We start from the raw sequence: 14,980 nt of genomic DNA, 5'->3' as shown, positions 1-14,980 counted from the left end.
TTGTCTCCTTAAGCCGCGTTGTGCAGGCGCGGGGTGACGAGACCGGGCGCGGTGACGCCGCGCAGCGACTTCGCCAGCGCCAGCACGGCAAGATCAGCCAGCGGCTCGATCACGATGACCAGCGCGTAGGACGCCGCAAACGTCGCGATGCTGGCAAGGTTGCTCATCGCAAAGCCGGAGCCATAGAGCGCCCAGAACGCCACCCAGGCGATCACGCCGGCCTGATAGGTCGTCGAAAGCGCCAGCGCTTGGGCGTACTTCAGATCGACATAGGCGGTGTTGCGCGAGATGATCCGCGAGGCGATCGCCTGGATCGCGAACAGCGGCACCAGCAGCGTCGTGACGTTCATGCCGTATTGCGGGATGTCGGCCGGCTCGAAGAACACGCCCTGGAAGAAGAGACCGAGCGCGAGGCCGAAGGCGGCGGGCGCGGCCCCGAACAGCAGGAACAAGGTCGAGCCAAGGATGAAGTGCACCTCGGAGACGCCGACCGGGAAGTGCGGCAGGATCTCGAAGAAGGTGAAGACGAGAGCGGTGGTGGCGAGCGTCCGCACCGCGAACGACACGACGCCCTGCTCGCGCACGGTCTCGGCTGCGAGCTTCAAGGCAACGCCGCCTGCGGCGATGCCGGTTGCGTAACTCAACACGAGCTTGGCGCCCGTCACGATGCCGGGTTCGATATGCATGGCTCAGTTCCTTCCTGCCGTCACACCCGACGGCCTTGGCCTCAAAACGTGCAGGGCCGGTCTCCTGGCTCGCGGTTCACTGGGACTTTCGGCCTTCCCGGACCTTGCGGCCCAGTGGCGGATCGAAGTCCCTCACCGCTTACAGTCGCGGGGGCGGCTGGGGTTTTGGGCGCCGCAACTGGGTCCGCCCACCCCCATTCCCGATTATGCTCCGGCGCTTTGCGCCGTGGTGAGCACCATGCCTCTCCTGTGTGCCCCTTTCGCTGAGCCTGCGTCAAGGGGCGAGGCGCCGCCGCGGCGGTCACGAGGGATAATCCCCTGCCAGCGCGCCGAACAGGATCACGGCTGCGGTCGAGGGAGCGCCCCCGCGGGCAAGCTGCTCGGCAAGCTCGGCGATGGTGGTGCGAACCAGCCGCTCGTCGGAGCGGCCGAGGGATTCGGCGACCAGCGCCGGGGTATCTGCGGCAAGGCCATGCGCGATCAATTTTGCGGCAAGCGCCGGAAAGGTGCGCCGGCCCATATAGACCACCGTGGTCGCCTCGGGATCCGCCAGCGCCGCCCAGTTCAGATTCGGCGGCAGCTCGCCGGTGACATCGGCCCCGGTCACGAACTGCACCCGACGCGAGGTGTGGCGCCGGGTCAGAGGAATTCCCGCCTGGGCCGCTGCGGCGCAGGCCGAGGTGACGCCTGGAATGATCTCATAGCCGATGCCGGCCTCGCGCAGCGTCTCGATCTCCTCCTCGAGCCGGCCGAAGATGCCGGCATCGCCGGACTTGAGCCGCACCACGCGCACCCCCGTTGCGGCGTAGTCGACCAGCAGGCGGTTGACGTGATGCTGCTTGGTCGAGGGGCGCCCTGCCCGTTTCCCAACCGCGACGAGGTTGGCTTCGGGTCGGGCGAGATCGAGGATCGCGCCCGAGGCGAGATCGTCATAGAGCACGACGTCGGCCTCGCGCAGCCGCGCGGCACCCTTGAGCGTGAGCAGCTCGGGGTCGCCGGGCCCGGCGGAGATGAAGGAAACGAATCCGCTCACCGGTCCTCCGCGATCAGGTGAAAGAACGTGCCGCTGACGTGGCCCCGGTGCGAGCCGGTCTCGGCAACGACGGCGCCCGTTGCATCATGCACGACGGCCAGCGGCGTGTCAGGCTGGGCGAGAATGGTCGAATAGTGAAACTCATGACCGCGCAGACGCGCACTGGTCCGATATCCCGGCATCGGCGCGGCGAGCGTTGCCAGGCGATAGCCCAGATGCATCCGGCGCTTGGCAAAACTCGTCTCGAGGCCAAGCAGGCCCGTCATCTCGTGGCGGACACCGTCCGCGTCGGTCAAAGCGGTTCCCAGCACCATATAGCCCCCGCACTCGCCGTGCACGGAGCGCGTTTCGGCGAAGGCGCGCAAGGAGCTGCGAAAACGGGCGCTGGACGCGATCCTGCCGGCATGAAGCTCGGGATAGCCGCCGGGCAGCCAGCAGACATCCGCGCTTGCGTCCGGCACTTCATCGGCCAGCGGCGAGAACGGCACGATCTCCGCGCCCGCCGCGCGCCAGGCCTCCAGCATGTGCGGATAGACGAAGGAGAATGCGGCATCGCGCGCAAGCGCAATGCGCTGGCCCGGCGGCACCAATTTCGGTCCGCTCGCCGCCGGCTGCGGCGACCAGCTGGCCGCGGATCGCAGCACCGCTTCGAGATCGACATGCTCGGCCACGAACCGCGCGGCCTCGTCGATCAGCTTGCCGATCTCCGCCTGCTCTTCGGCCTGCACGAGGCCAAGGTGCCGCTTCGGCAGGCTGATCTCGGCGTGACGCGGCAGCGCGCCGAACACGGCGATGCCGGCATCGCCGAGTGCGCGCCGCACCAGGTCCTCGTGCCGCGGACTGGCGACGCGGTTGAGCACCACGCCGGCAAGGCGCACGCCGGGGCGATAATCGCGAAGGCCTGCGGCGATTGCGGCTGCGGTCTGCGCCTGGCCGGAGGGATCGATCACCAGCAGCACCGGCCAGCCCAGCATCTCCGCGATGTCGGCGGTGGCACCTGTGCCGGAGACGCCGCGCGCGGCGACGCCGTCGAACAGGCCCATCGATCCCTCGGCGAGCACGATATCGGCATCGGCGCCGCGGCTGACGAGGTGCGCGATCGTGCCGCGCTCCATCGCCCAGCTGTCGACGTTGACGGAGGCGCGGCCCGTGGCGGCGGCATGGAAGGCGGGGTCGATATAGTCTGGCCCGCTCTTGAAGCACTGCACGTTCAGGCCGCGATGGCGCCAGGCACGCGCGAGCGCCAGCGTCAGCGTGGTCTTGCCGACGCCGGAGGCCGGTGCGGAGATGACGAGGCCTGCCGCCATCACGACGCCTCCGGAAAGCGTGGCTCGGCGCCGACCGGCCGATAGCGACGGTCGTAGGCGACCGCATAGAGGCGGCTCTCGTCGAAATCCGCAGCGCCGAGCGTCTTGCCGACGAGGATCAGCGCGGTGCGCTCCATCTCGGCGCCCACGGCCGCATCGAGCGTTGCCAGCGTCGCGCGCACGATGCGCTGCTCCGGCCAGCTCGCGCGCCAGACGATCGCGACCGGGCAATCTTCGCCATAATGCGGCATGAGCTCGGCAACGACCTTGTCGAGCAGATGGATCGACAGGTGGATCGCAAGCACCGCCCCGGTGGCGGCGAAAGCGGCCAGCTTCTCGCCCTCGGGCATCGCGCTGGCGCGGCCGGGCGTGCGCGTCAGCACCACGCTCTGAGCGAGCCCCGGCAGCGTCAGCTCGGCCTCCAGCGCGGCCGCGGCGGCGGAGAAGGACGGCACGCCAGGCGTCACAGTGAAAGGGATACCGAGCACGCGCAGGCGACGGAGTTGCTCGCCCATCGCCGACCAAATCGCGAGATCGCCGGAATGCAAGCGAGCCACGTCCTTGCCCTCGGCATGCGCCGCCGAAATCTCCGCGATGATCTCGTCGAGCGACAGCGGCGCGGTGTTGACGATGCGCGCCCCTGGCGGGCAATGCGCCAGCACGCCTTCGGGTACGAGCGAACCGGCATAGAGACAGACCGGACACGCCGCGATCAGGTCGCGGCCGCGCAGCGTCAGCAAATCTGGCGCACCCGGCCCTGCGCCGATGAAATGCACCGTCATGCGCCATCTCCTTCCGCGATCGCGGCCGTCGCCGTGCGATCCTGCGAGACCACGCGCGTCGCAATCAGCCGGGCCCGAGGGCCGGCAACTGCGAGCGCCGCGGCTTCGGCGACCGATCCGGTCTTGAACTTTTCCACGACGAGCTTCGACTGCGTCGTCGTTTCGATACCAGCCAGCATGTCGGCCGACACAGCCTTGATCGGCAAACCGTACTCGCGCGCGAGCTGCTTCAGCGGCTCCGTATCGGCTTTGTCGCTGACGGTCGCCATCGCGGCCAGCCCATCGGGGCCGCCCGCTGCCAGCAGCGCCTCGCGCAGCGAAGCCAGCGTGACGTCCTTTCTGAATCCGAGCCCGGCGACCTTCATCGGACCGCGCTCCACTGCACGACCGGGCGCGCCGCTTCCCATGAACGATAGCGGCCGAGCGGCGCGGCATGTGCGATCTCAACCCGCATCAGCTCGCCGCCGTGGCGCTGATGCAGCTCGCCGAGCAGCGCTTCCGTCTCCAGCGTCACGGAATGCGCGACGAGCCGCGTCCCGGGTGTGAGCCGCGACCAGACGGCATCGAACAGCGCGCCATCAAGGCCACCGCCGACGAAAACGGCGTCGGGCGCGTCCAGCCCCGCAAGGACCTCGGGCGCTTTCCCCGTGACGACGGTGACGCGGTGTGCCAGCCCGAACGCCGCCACATTCTTGCGGATATTCTCGGTGCGATCCTCGCGCGCTTCGACTGCGCTCGCCAGTCCCCCGCACAGCGCCCACTCGATCGAGATCGACCCCGATCCGGCGCCGATGTCCCACAGCCGTTCGCCCGGCCGCGGCGCCAGCGCGGAGAGCGCCAGCGCGCGCACCGGCCGCTTGGTGATCTGGCCGTCATGGACGAAGAGATTGTCTGGCAGTCCGGAACTGCGGGGAAGGCCCTGCCCGCCTCTCGCCAGCAACGCCACCGCGATCAGCTTCTCATCGAGATCATCGGCAAAGAGATCGGCGCGATGCCGATCGACAATTTCACGTGGACCGCCGAGGGCAGCGAGAGTCCACAGCAGCGAAGCGCCCCATCCGCGCGCCGTCAGCCATCTGGCGAGATCGCCCACCGCCCTTGAATCGCGCATCAGACAGATGATGCGCGCGTCTTTCACCAGATGCGGCACCAGCCGCTCGAACGGGGCGGCATGAAGTCCAAGGCAAGCAACGGATTCGAGACGCCAGCCAAGCCGCGCAGCAGCGAGCGAGAATGTCGACGGAGCCGGATACGCGATCCATTCGTCGCTGGAGAGCTTCTCGGCAAGGCTTGCTCCGGCGCCGTGCCAAAACGGATCACCCGACGCGAGCACGGCCGTCGGCCGGCCGCGGCAGCTCAGCACGATCTCCGCATCGAACGGGACCGGCCACGGGCGGCCGCGCCTCGTCACGCCGGCCAGCGCGAGATGTCGTTCGCCGCCGAACACGGTTTCGGCTTCATGGAGCGCCTTTCGGCTTGCCTCGGACAGCCCGGCAAGGCCATCTTCGCCGATACCGATGATGGTCAGCCAGGGATCAGCCATACGCGCCCTCATTCTGGGCGGAACCGCCGACGCGAGCGAGCTTGCTGCGGCAATCGCGCGCGCGCGGATCGACGCCGTCTATTCCTATGGCGGCCGCACCCGCGCGCCGGCGGATCAGCCGCTGCCGACCCGCATCGGCGGCTTCGGCGGCGTGCGAGGTCTCGCCGATACCATCCGCGCCGAAGGCATCACGCATGTGATCGACGCGACGCATCCGTTCGCAGCCGAGATGAGCCGCAATGCTGTTCAGGCGTGCGCGGACACCGGCACGCCGCTCATCGCCCTCGAACGCGCGCCTTGGCCGAAGACGCCTGGCGACAATTGGATCGAGGTCACCGATGTCGACGCTGCAGTCGCGGCGCTGCCCGAGGCCCCCACAAACGTGTTCCTCGCCATCGGCCGCCAGCACATCGCGCCGTTCGCACGCAAGAATCAGCATGCCTACACGCTGCGGTTCGTCGATCCGCCGGAAGCGCCCCTGCCTTTCGCCGCCGACGTGATCGTATCGCGCGGACCGTTTACGCTTGAGGGCGAGCTGGCGATGATGCGCGCGCGCAATATCGCATGGATTGTCGCCCGCAATTCCGGCGGCGATGGCGCGCGCGCCAAGATCGACGCGGCCCGTAGGCTCGACCTTCCCGTGATCATGATCGCGCGACCGGAGCTGCCCGAACGCCGGAGGGTCGAGAGCGTCACTGAAGTGATGCAGTGGCTCGGTCATTCGACCCGCCTCGGTGCATAGACCCAGCGGCCGACGCGGCGCGTGTGCGAATTCCCGACGATCACCAGCGTGCGCATGTCGGCCATCTCGGGTGTCGCATCATTCAGCGTCACGGTCTCGATCGTCTCGTCGGCGGCGCTGATCGCGCGCGCGAAGATCACGAGACGCTCGCCGCAGCCGGCGTCCTTCAGCACCGCGAGCGCGCGGCCAAAACCCTCCGGCCGGCTTGCCGAGCGCGGATTGTACATCGCAATCGAAAAATCAGCTTCCGCGGCGAGACGCAGCCGCTTCTCGATCGCCGTCCACGGCTTGAGATTGTCGGAGAGGTTGATCGCGCAGAAATCATGGCCGAGCGGCGCACCTGCGCGCGCAGCGGCTGCCAGCATCGCGGTGATGCCGGGCAGCACGCGGATCGACAGCGCCTGATATTGCGGTGCCTGCTCGAGCGCCTCGAACACGGCGGAGGCCATCGCGAAGACGCCGGGATCGCCGGAGGATACGACAACGACCTGGCCGCCCTCGGATGCAAGCCGCAGGGCTTCGCTCGCGCGATGAAGCTCCTCGCGATTATCCGAGGGATGCAGCTTGAGTCCGGCTCGCGGCGGCACGCGCGCGACATAGGGCGCGTAGCCCAGAATGTCGGTGGCGGAAGCAAGCGCTGCCGTGACCTCGGGCGTCACCAGTGCATCGCTGCCCGGCCCGAGGCCCGCGATGGTCAGCGTGCCCGTCATTCGGCGGCGTCCAGATGCCGGCCCTTGCCGTGCACCAGCACGATCGCGAAATAGGGGCAGTCGGCGGCATCGATCTCGGCGAGCCGCGCGACACGCTCGCCCGGCATGGTGCCGCGCTCGACCAGCCAGGCGTCATCCAGCCGACCAGCCGAGCTGAGCGCGCGGCGCACCTTTGCGAGATTACGGCCGGTCTTCATGACGACCAACGCGTCGGAATCACGCATGCGCCGCTCGAGCTCGGCCTCGGCAAGCGTCCCCATCAGCACCGTCGTCACGTCATCGCCGAGCGCGATCGGCTGGCCGACACCGTTCCAGCAGCCGACCATGCCGGGAATGCCGGCGATCACCTCGATCTCGACACGGCCTTGCAGGCGCGTGTGCAGATGCATGAAGGAGCCGTAGAAGTATGGATCGCCCTCGCAGAGCACGACGACGTCGACCGCGCGCAAAAGCCGCGCCAGGCGCTCGGCCCATTCGTCGTAGAAGCCGGCAAGCAGCTGAACGTATTCGGGGTTGTCGAAGGCGATCTCGGTGGTGACCGGATATTCCATGGGATATTCGGTGACGCCGGCCGCCAGCATGCCTTCGACGATGCGGCGCGCCTGGCCCGGCCTTCCCTTCTTGCGGAAATAGGCGACGTGCTGCGCGGCGCGCACGGTGCGATCGGCGCGCACGCTCATCAGATCAGGATCGCCGGGGCCGAGACCGCAGCAAATGATGCGTCCCATCGCTATTCGCTCCGGCTCGCCAGTGCATTCACCGCGGCAACGGTGATCGCCGATCCGCCAAGGCGGCCCTCGACCGTCAGCGCCGGCACGGGCGGAGCGGCCATCAGCGCCGCCTTGGACTCGGCCGCACCGACGAAGCCGACGGGGCAACCGATGATCGCCGCCGGCCGCGGGCAGCCTGGGTCCTCCAGCATGTTGAGGAGATGAAACAGCGCGGTCGGCGCATTGCCGATCGCAACGATCGCGCCGCCGAGATGCGGCCGCCACAGTTCGAGCGCCGCGGCCGAGCGGGTGTTGCGCATGGATTGAGCGAGCGCGGGCACGGTTTCGTCGCCCAGCGTGCAGATCACGGCATTGGCCGCGGGAAGCCTTGCGCGCGTAATCCCCTCCGAGACCATGCGCGCGTCGCACAGGATCGGCGCGCCTCGCTGCAGGGCGGCGCGCGCGGCGGTCGCCATGCCGGGCGTGAAGCGGATATGCGCCTCCAGGCCGACCATGCCGGCGGCGTGGATCATCCGCACCACGACCTGCTCCTCATCCGGCGAGAAGCGCGCAAGATCGGCTTCGGCCCGGATGGTGGCGAAGGACTGCCGGTAGATCTCCGCGCCATCGGTCTCGTAAGCGTGCGGCATCAATGCCCTCCGACCAGGATCGAGGGATCGCTGACGATGTCCGCGCCGTTCAGGCCGCGCAGGGCCGGCTCGTCACGCGTCGACCCGTCGCGGACGAGATCGAAACCGGCGTGCGTCGCAACCAGCGTGACCGCGGCCGCGCCGGAATGGGCGCAGCCCTTGCCGCAGCCGGAGACGTGCAGGCGTGCGTCGGCGGCGATGCTCGGCGCGAGCGCCGCGGCCAGCGCGCGCGTATCGGCATGGGCCTCGCGGCAGCGCGGCGCACCGCTGCAGGCGATGACGCGCAGCGCGGGATCGAACGGCTCGGTGATGAGACCTGCACCGCTCGGCATCTCGCGCTTGCCCTCGCTCAGCACCATTCGCCACGGCGTCATGCGCAGCGCGTGGCCGCAACCGGCGAATTGACCGAGCGTCGTGTGCAGCAACTGCCCGAACGCGACGCCGACCATCGCGCCTTGCGGGTAATGCCCGGGGCGCGAGGCGGCCATCACGGGCGCAGGCTCGGTCTCGCCGCGCAGCGATTGAGGCAATGCGGCGCCGGAGGCGATGTGGGCGGCCATGCGCCCTCGCCCGCCCTTCGCGCCGCCGGAGACCAGGAACCAGCTTGCGAGCGCCAGCGCCGTGCTGACCGCCTCGCCGCGTGCGACCGAGCGGCCGAGCATTGCGCCATCGGCTCTCACCAGGAGACCGCCCGCGCGATCGCGCTCGATGCGGATGTCGGCGGAATCGCCGGCGAGCACCCGCGACCGCCCGTCATCGATGGCGAAGCCGAACTTGGTGGGAAGCGCGAGGCCGCACTCGGCAAGCGCCTCCTCCAGCCCGGCGGCCAGCGATTGTGTCTCGTCGCCGCCGCTCCAGAACGGCATCACCAGAATATTCCGCCTGGCTTCGATCTCGGCGTCGGGGTCGAGCAGTGCCAGTCGCGCAAGGCCGTCGAGCAGCGGCCGATGGCTTTGTTCGCTGACGCCCCGGATCTGGAGATTGGCGCGGCTCGTCACATCGATCAGGCCATTGCCGTGTTGCCCGGCGAGTTCGGCAAGCCCGGTGATTTGCTGGACTTCGAGCCGTCCCCCGAACGGGCGCACGCGCACCACGAGACCGTCGCCCGACTGCATCGGGCGCAGCGCGCCGGGACACCAGCCCTTGACCGAAGCCGCGCTCATGAGGCCTCCCGCAGCGCCGCGGCGATCGAATTGCGGCGCGTCTGCCACAGTGCCGCATCATGCAGGCGCGCAAAACAGGTTTCCATCGCGGCAAGCGCTGACGGATTCTCGCGCGCCATGAAGGCGCGGACGTCGTCATTGCCGAGCGTCGCGTCGTAGTAGAGATCGAACAGATGCGGCGGCACGGCGCCGGCGAGATGCGCGAAGGCCGCCATGTGCTCCAGCGTCGAGGTGATCTCGGCGGCGCCGCGAAAACCATGCCGCATCATGCCGGCGATCCAGGTCGGGTTGGTCGCACGTGCGCGGACGACACGGGAAATTTCCTCGGTCAGCGTGCGTGCATTCGGCTGCTCGGGGCGCGTCGTATCGAGGTGATAGAGCGCAGGCCCCGCCGCGCCGAGATGCGCTGCAGCCGCCGCAACGCCGGCTTCATGCGCGGCATAATCGGCAGCGAGCAGCAGGTCGGTTTCCGGCAGATCCTGGACGTGGACAAAGCCGTCGGCGGCCGCGAGGCGCTGCTCGATGCCGGCGCGATCCGGCTTGATCTCGCCATCGGCCGAGAACGCCCAGGACGACGCCGACAGCCAGGCTTCGCCCGCGGCCTCGCGCGTCTCCGGCGTGAAGGCATCGGGGATCGCCGACAGGCCGACGCCGTATTGTCCGGGACGCGGCGCGAACACGCGCGAGGCGCGGTGGCGATAGGGATTCTCCTCGCCCTCATCGTCGCGCGACGCAAGCGCTTCGGATGCCGCCTCGAACAATTGCGCAAGACCCGCGAAGACGTCGCGAAACAGGCCCGACACCCGCAGCGTGACGTCGATGCGGGGCCGGCCGAGCTCAGCCGGCGCGATGATGTCGTAGCCGGTGACGCGGCCGGAGGCATGATCCCAGCGCGGCGCAAGGCCGGCCAGATGCAGCGCCATTGCAAACTCTTCGCCCGCGGTGCGCATCGTCGCCGAGCCCCAGAGGTCGACCACGAGACCTTTCGGCCAGTCGCCATGATCCTGCAAATGACGGCGCAGCAGCTCTTCGGCGAGTTTTATCCCTTGCGCATGCGCTGACGGCGTCGGCACCGCGCGCGGGTCGACGGCAAAGAGATTGCGGCCCGTCGGCAGCACGTCCTGACGGCCGCGATAGGGCGAGCCGGATGGGCCCGGTGCAACGCGCCGGCCTGCAAGCGCGGCGCGCAGGCCATCTCGCTCCGCTTCGCCACAGGCACCGCGGCCGAACACGTGCAGGCCGTCGCCGAACTGGCTTTCCTTGAGATCGCAGACGAAGCGATCAATCCGCGGAATCGCTTCGGCCGGCGCGGCCGAGGCATCGAGACCAAGATCGTCTTCGAGACCCGCCGCACGTGCTTCGTCGCGGATCGCGGCAATCAGGCGCTGGCGGCGCGCGGGATCGAGACCATCGGCGGTCGAATATTCGTCGAGCAGACGTTCGAGCCGGCGCAGGCCTTCCGGCACGGCCGATGCTGCGAGCGGCGGCGGCAGATGGCCGATGGTGATCGCACTGAGGCGGCGCTTGGCCTGCGCGGCCTCGCCGGGATCGTTGACGATGAAGGGATAGATGACGGGGAGATCGCCGATCAGAGCTTCCGGCCAGCAAGCCGAGGACAGCGCCACGGATTTGCCGGGCAGCCATTCCAGCGTGCCATGCGCGCCCATGTGCACGACGGCATCGACGCGCTGCTGCCGAAGCCAGAGATGGAACGCGACGTAGGCATGGCGCGGCGTGCGGGCGAGATCGTGATAATCGGCATCGCGCGAGGTCGCATCGCCGCGCTCCGGCTGGACCGCGATGATCGAGTTGCCGCATTGAATCGCCGCGAAATGGAAGGCACCGTCGCGGCAGCCAGGATCATGTTCCGGCGCGCCCCAGGCTTGCGCGAGATCATCCTGCAAGGATTGGGGCAAACGCGAGAGCGCCGCGCGATAGTCGGCAACGCGCCAGGTCAAGCTCTGCTTCAGCAGCGTCTCGCCGAGCGCATGAACAGGCACTATTTCGAAGCCGGCCGGCCCGAGATCGGACACCAGCGCCTCGACCGACGCCAGCGCATCGAGACCGACCGCATGCGCGATCTGATGCGGACGCCCCGGATAGTTCGAGAGCACGATCGCCAGCCGCTTCTCCGCAACCGGCTTCTCCGCAAGGCGCCACCAGGCCGCGACACGCGCGGCGACGGCTTTCACCCGCTCCCCATCCGGCTGGTGCGCCAGATGCGAGAACTGCAGATCGGGGTCGCGCATCGCCGCCGATTTGAAACTCACCACGCCCGCGAACAGGCGGCCGTCGACCTCGGGCAGCACCACATGCATCGCGAGGTCGCCGGGCGACAGGCCGCGCAGCGAGTCCGCCCAGTCCTCGCGCCGCGCCGTGGAGAGCGCGACCTGGAACACCGGGCATGGCGCGGCATCGAACGGCGTCGTGCCGTCGTCACCGACCGCGGAGAACGCCGTTGCGTTGACGATCGCCGCTGGAGGATTTTGCGCCAGATGCGCCCGCATCCAGTCCGCGACGCCCGCAGCCTTCAGCGAGGTGACGAAGGCGCCATAGGCGTCAAAGCCCTGCTCGCGCAGCGCCGCGATCAGCGCATCGACCGGGCCGGTGTCGGCGGCGGTGAGATAGGAACGATAGAAGGTCACCAGCGCGCGCGGCTTGCCGTCAGCGCCCATTGGCGCAGCAATGACGCCGCGCGCGGGATCGTAAAAGCCCATCTCGGGCACGCTCATCTCGCCGATGACAGGCCCGGCGTAGAGCCCCGAGGCCAGCGCGAGCTGCGCGATCGCGGCCTGCGCCGCGACCGGGCCGCCGGTGTCGCAAAGCACTTTCAGGCGCCGCAGCGTCGAGACCGGCAAGGTCGAGTACGCATCGAGCCGCGTGTCGTCGCGGCCGTCGGCCGGCAGCACGGCCAGCACGATGTTGCGGTCCTTCGCGAGCTGCTGAAGAGCCGCGAGGCCATAGGCCCAATAGGACTCTCCGCCGATCAGGCGCACCAGAATGCCGCGCGCCTGCGACAACGTGCGCTCGATATAGGTGTCGACCGACAGCGGATGACGCAATTCGGCAAGGTTCGCGAGCCGCAGCGTCGGCAGGCTATCGCGACCGCGGCGCCAGCCGGCTGCGAACGCAGCAAGGTCGGAATCCGAATACGAGAGCACCACGAGATCGGCCGGGTCCTGGCCGATGTCCCTTGGCGTCGCGGTCTCCTCGAGACCGCGGCTCTCGCGGAAGACGACGTGCATCAGATCCCAGATCCTGAAAGACCAAGTCCCACCCTGATCGCGGCCTCGTCGATATCACCGTGCTCGCCAATCACGACAAGCTTCGACTGCCTGAGCCCCGCGCCCCAGGGCTTGTCGAACTGGTGGCGCACGCGCTCGCCGACCGCCTGCAGCAGAAGTCGCATCGGCTTGCCCGCAACCGCGATGTAGCCTTTGGCACGCAGCACGTTCTGCTCGCGCGCCAGCTTCTGCACCGAGGCGACGAGCGCATCGACGTCGGTCACTTCAGGCAGATCGATCACGACGGAGGCGAAGTCGTCATGCTCATGCTCTTCTTCGCCGTCGTGATGCGAAGGGCGCGCGGCGAGATCGTTCTCGGCGGCGGCGCCGAGGCCGAGTATGACGCGCGCATCGATCGCGCCGTCGGTGACTGAAAGCATCGGCACGCGGCGCGGCATCTCGGCGGTGATCACGGCCCTGGCGGCTTCGAGGCCCGCGGCGCCGGCAAGATCGGCCTTGGTCAGCAGCACGATGTCGGCGCAGGCGATCTGGTCCTCGAACACTTCCGACAGCGGCGTCTCGTGATCCAGACTCTCGTCCGCCGCGCGCTGCGCCTCGACGGCGTCGGGATCGGGCGCAAAGCGACCGGCGGCGACAGCCTCGGCATCAGCCAGCGCGATCACGCCGTCGACCGTGATGCGCGAGCGGATCTCCGGCCAGTCGAACGCCCTCAGCAGCGGCTTCGGCAGCGCCAGGCCCGAGGTCTCGATCAGGATGTGATCGGGCCGCACCGGCCGCGCCAGCAACAGCTCCATGGTCGGAATGAAATCGTCGGCGACGGTGCAGCAGATGCAGCCATTGGCAAGCTCGACGATGTTCTCTTCCGGGCAGTTGGCGTCGGCGCAGGATTTCAGGATCTGGCCGTCGACGCCTTCGCTGCCGAACTCGTTGACGAGCACGGCGAGTTTCTTGCCGTTGGGGTTGGCGAGCAGGTGCTGGATCAGCGTCGTCTTGCCCGAGCCGAGGAAACCGGTGACCACCGTGACCGGAACTTTTGCAAGCGAGCTCATTCGGCGGCCTCCGGCAACACGGCAATGGGGGGAATGCGAGCAAGGGATTGCTTGCGGAAGATTTCCGGACGGCTGCGCCAGGGCACGAGGCCATCGGGTGCGGCGGCGTAGGCTGCGGCGCCCGCGACCACGTCCTGCGCATTCGCATCCGAGAGACGGCCATAGACATAGGACCAGCGGCCGGGCGCGCTCAGCGCGACCGAGCAGCCCTGGCTGCAGGCCGACAGGCATTCGACGGGAACCACTTTGACGCCGTCAGGCACGCCGGCTTCGAGGATCGCACCGTGCAGGCGCTTGCCGGGCGTGGTCTCGCCCTCGCCGAGCGTCTGGCCGGCACGGCACGTGATGCAGACATGAAGTGTGACGGTCATCGCCTCTTCCAGATATCAGCGGGAGGCGATGAGGCACACGGACCATTCGTCGGAAGGCCCGTTTCCCCGTCGCGGAACACCCCGTCCGCCGGTCCAAAACTCGTCGCGCTGGCAGGTCTCCCGGCTTGCGGAGCAGGGTTTCCCCTTCGATCCCCGCCTTCCCGATTCCCTGAGGGAATCAGTGGCTTCGGGCATCTCTCCGGTCACGGTCGCGGGGGCGGCTGCATTTTGGAGCCAAATCTTGCCGATTCGGACCCTATCGCATTCCCTCTTCGCCTGTCATAGGACAGGAACCAACGCCGGGCCACCATTTGCCGGTGGCCGCCTCTTGTCAAGCCGAAGGACCGGGATCGATGACGCCTGAACCGGATACAAAAACAGCCGAGGATACCGACATCAGGCACGCCACGAAAATGGCGAAGAAGAAGGCCGCCCGCGACAAGATCATGGCGACCAAGAGCGGCGAGAAAGGCCTCATCATCGTCCACACCGGGGCCGGCAAGGGCAAGTCGTCCTCCGCCTTCGGCATGATCGTGCGCTGCGTCGCGCATGGCTTTCCCTGTGCGGTCGTGCAGTTCATCAAGGGCGCCTGGGATACCGGCGAGCGGCGCCTGCTCACCGGCCATTTCGGCGAGCTCTGCCAGTTCCACGCCATGGGCGAAGGCTTCACCTGGGAGACGCAGGACCGCGCCCGCGACATCGCCGCCGCGCGCGCCGGCTGGGAGAAGGCCAAGGAGCTGATCCTCGATGCCAACCTGCGCATGGTCGTGCTCGACGAGATCAACATCGCGCTGCGCTACGACTATCTCGACATCGCCGAAGTGGTCGAGTTCCTGACGACACAGAAGCCCGAGATGACCCATGTCGTGCTCACCGGGCGCAACGCTAAGGACGAGCTGATCGAGATCGCCGATCTCGTCACCGAGATGACGCTGGTGAAACATCCGTTCCGCTCCGGCATCAAGGCGCAGGCCGGCGTCGAGTTCTGA

The 14,980-nt window shown here is 68.4% G+C and carries 15 protein-coding genes and 2 riboswitches; of the genes, 2 read left to right on the top strand and 13 right to left on the bottom strand.

The window, feature by feature from the left end:
- Positions 1 to 8 precede the first annotated feature (8 nt).
- The 6 genes from UNPF46_RS05355 to cbiE form a co-directional block, all read right to left on the bottom strand.
- Positions 9 to 686, bottom strand: coding sequence for an energy-coupling factor ABC transporter permease (locus UNPF46_RS05355; protein WP_142249321.1), 678 nt, complete (start codon positions 684 to 686; stop codon positions 9 to 11).
- 37 nt (positions 687 to 723) lie between these two features.
- A riboswitch (cobalamin riboswitch) is annotated at positions 724 to 942 on the bottom strand.
- 45 nt (positions 943 to 987) lie between these two features.
- Complete coding sequence (gene cobA, locus UNPF46_RS05350; protein WP_142249320.1) at positions 988 to 1,719, bottom strand: uroporphyrinogen-III C-methyltransferase; 732 nt, start codon at positions 1,717 to 1,719, stop codon at positions 988 to 990.
- Positions 1,716 to 3,026 (bottom strand): cobyrinic acid a,c-diamide synthase CobB, encoded by a 1,311-nt coding sequence (locus tag UNPF46_RS05345; RefSeq protein WP_142249319.1) that lies wholly within the window; start codon positions 3,024 to 3,026, stop codon positions 1,716 to 1,718. Before UNPF46_RS05345 ends, cobA begins: the two co-directional genes overlap by 4 nt.
- Entirely contained in the window at positions 3,026 to 3,808 is a 783-nt protein-coding gene (gene cobM, locus UNPF46_RS05340; protein ID WP_142249318.1) for a precorrin-4 C(11)-methyltransferase, read from the bottom strand. Before cobM ends, UNPF46_RS05345 begins: the two co-directional genes overlap by 1 nt.
- A complete protein-coding gene (locus UNPF46_RS05335; RefSeq protein ID WP_142249317.1) occupies positions 3,805 to 4,173 on the bottom strand; it encodes a cobalamin biosynthesis protein in 369 nt (122 codons plus the stop codon). Before UNPF46_RS05335 ends, cobM begins: the two co-directional genes overlap by 4 nt.
- Positions 4,170 to 5,351 (bottom strand): precorrin-6y C5,15-methyltransferase (decarboxylating) subunit CbiE, encoded by a 1,182-nt coding sequence (cbiE, locus tag UNPF46_RS05330; protein WP_142249316.1) that lies wholly within the window; start codon positions 5,349 to 5,351, stop codon positions 4,170 to 4,172. The genes UNPF46_RS05335 and cbiE overlap by 4 nt, the downstream gene beginning before the upstream one ends.
- Here cbiE and UNPF46_RS05325 point away from each other — a divergent pair.
- Positions 5,329 to 6,093 carry a cobalt-precorrin-6A reductase gene (locus UNPF46_RS05325; protein ID WP_142249315.1) on the top strand — a complete coding sequence of 255 codons (765 nt, stop codon included), beginning with the start codon at positions 5,329 to 5,331 and terminating at the stop codon, positions 6,091 to 6,093. The genes cbiE and UNPF46_RS05325 overlap by 23 nt on opposite strands.
- Here the strand turns inward: UNPF46_RS05325 and cobJ are convergent.
- Genes cobJ through UNPF46_RS05290 form a run of 7 tightly spaced genes read right to left on the bottom strand, consistent with a single transcriptional unit; the run spans position 6,069 to position 13,991 of the window.
- A complete protein-coding gene (gene cobJ / locus UNPF46_RS05320; protein WP_142249314.1) occupies positions 6,069 to 6,803 on the bottom strand; it encodes a precorrin-3B C(17)-methyltransferase in 735 nt (244 codons plus the stop codon). The two genes, UNPF46_RS05325 and cobJ, sit on opposite strands and share 25 nt — an antisense overlap.
- Positions 6,800 to 7,531: a precorrin-2 C(20)-methyltransferase gene (locus tag UNPF46_RS05315; protein ID WP_142249313.1), complete on the bottom strand. Its 732-nt coding sequence runs from the start codon at positions 7,529 to 7,531 to the stop codon at positions 6,800 to 6,802. The genes cobJ and UNPF46_RS05315 overlap by 4 nt, the downstream gene beginning before the upstream one ends.
- Before the next feature lie 2 nt (positions 7,532 to 7,533).
- The gene (locus UNPF46_RS05310; protein WP_142249312.1) at positions 7,534 to 8,163 is read right to left on the bottom strand and encodes a precorrin-8X methylmutase; all 630 of its coding nucleotides are present in this window, start codon (positions 8,161 to 8,163) and stop codon (positions 7,534 to 7,536) included.
- Positions 8,163 to 9,326 (bottom strand): precorrin-3B synthase, encoded by a 1,164-nt coding sequence (gene cobG, locus UNPF46_RS05305; RefSeq protein WP_142249311.1) that lies wholly within the window; start codon positions 9,324 to 9,326, stop codon positions 8,163 to 8,165. Before cobG ends, UNPF46_RS05310 begins: the two co-directional genes overlap by 1 nt.
- The gene (cobN, locus tag UNPF46_RS05300; RefSeq protein WP_142249310.1) at positions 9,323 to 12,571 is read right to left on the bottom strand and encodes a cobaltochelatase subunit CobN; all 3,249 of its coding nucleotides are present in this window, start codon (positions 12,569 to 12,571) and stop codon (positions 9,323 to 9,325) included. The genes cobG and cobN overlap by 4 nt, the downstream gene beginning before the upstream one ends.
- On the bottom strand, positions 12,571 to 13,620 hold the full coding sequence (cobW, locus tag UNPF46_RS05295) for a cobalamin biosynthesis protein CobW (protein WP_142249309.1): 1,050 nt from the start codon (positions 13,618 to 13,620) through the stop codon (positions 12,571 to 12,573). Before cobW ends, cobN begins: the two co-directional genes overlap by 1 nt.
- The gene (locus UNPF46_RS05290) at positions 13,617 to 13,991 is read right to left on the bottom strand and encodes a DUF1636 family protein (RefSeq protein ID WP_100177770.1); all 375 of its coding nucleotides are present in this window, start codon (positions 13,989 to 13,991) and stop codon (positions 13,617 to 13,619) included. Before UNPF46_RS05290 ends, cobW begins: the two co-directional genes overlap by 4 nt.
- A 93-nt stretch (positions 13,992 to 14,084) precedes the next feature.
- A riboswitch (cobalamin riboswitch) is annotated at positions 14,085 to 14,304 on the bottom strand.
- 40 nt (positions 14,305 to 14,344) lie between these two features.
- On the opposite strand from UNPF46_RS05290, the gene cobO reads away from it, so the two are divergent.
- Entirely contained in the window at positions 14,345 to 14,980 is a 636-nt protein-coding gene (gene cobO, locus UNPF46_RS05285) for a cob(I)yrinic acid a,c-diamide adenosyltransferase (protein WP_100177771.1), read from the top strand.

The organism is Bradyrhizobium sp. UNPF46 (genome assembly GCF_006658625.1).
GTDB classification, from domain to species: Bacteria; Pseudomonadota; Alphaproteobacteria; order Rhizobiales; family Xanthobacteraceae; genus Bradyrhizobium; species Bradyrhizobium nitroreducens.
Note: the sequence above shows the minus strand (reverse complement) of the source record. Positions and strands in the feature narration are given on the sequence as shown.

What these genes read in the sequence shown, in the direction of transcription:
- cobM (WP_142249318.1), bottom strand. Translation starts at nt 3,808, where the DNA reads ATGACGGTGCATTTCATCGGCGCAGGGCCGGGTGCGCCAGATTTGCTG.
- cobN (WP_142249310.1), bottom strand. Translation starts at nt 12,571, where the DNA reads ATGCACGTCGTCTTCCGCGAGAGCCGCGGTCTCGAGGAGACCGCGACG.
- UNPF46_RS05290 (WP_100177770.1), bottom strand. Translation starts at nt 13,991, where the DNA reads ATGACCGTCACACTTCATGTCTGCATCACGTGCCGTGCCGGCCAGACG.
- UNPF46_RS05335 (WP_142249317.1), bottom strand. Translation starts at nt 4,173, where the DNA reads ATGAAGGTCGCCGGGCTCGGATTCAGAAAGGACGTCACGCTGGCTTCG.
- UNPF46_RS05325 (WP_142249315.1), top strand. Translation starts at nt 5,329, where the DNA reads ATGGTCAGCCAGGGATCAGCCATACGCGCCCTCATTCTGGGCGGAACC.
- UNPF46_RS05310 (WP_142249312.1), bottom strand. Translation starts at nt 8,163, where the DNA reads ATGCCGCACGCTTACGAGACCGATGGCGCGGAGATCTACCGGCAGTCC.
- UNPF46_RS05355 (WP_142249321.1), bottom strand. Translation starts at nt 686, where the DNA reads ATGCATATCGAACCCGGCATCGTGACGGGCGCCAAGCTCGTGTTGAGT.
- cobO (WP_100177771.1), top strand. Translation starts at nt 14,345, where the DNA reads ATGACGCCTGAACCGGATACAAAAACAGCCGAGGATACCGACATCAGG.
- cbiE (WP_142249316.1), bottom strand. Translation starts at nt 5,351, where the DNA reads ATGGCTGATCCCTGGCTGACCATCATCGGTATCGGCGAAGATGGCCTT.
- cobG (WP_142249311.1), bottom strand. Translation starts at nt 9,326, where the DNA reads ATGAGCGCGGCTTCGGTCAAGGGCTGGTGTCCCGGCGCGCTGCGCCCG.
- UNPF46_RS05315 (WP_142249313.1), bottom strand. Translation starts at nt 7,531, where the DNA reads ATGGGACGCATCATTTGCTGCGGTCTCGGCCCCGGCGATCCTGATCTG.
- UNPF46_RS05345 (WP_142249319.1), bottom strand. Translation starts at nt 3,026, where the DNA reads ATGGCGGCAGGCCTCGTCATCTCCGCACCGGCCTCCGGCGTCGGCAAG.
- cobW (WP_142249309.1), bottom strand. Translation starts at nt 13,620, where the DNA reads ATGAGCTCGCTTGCAAAAGTTCCGGTCACGGTGGTCACCGGTTTCCTC.
- cobJ (WP_142249314.1), bottom strand. Translation starts at nt 6,803, where the DNA reads ATGACGGGCACGCTGACCATCGCGGGCCTCGGGCCGGGCAGCGATGCA.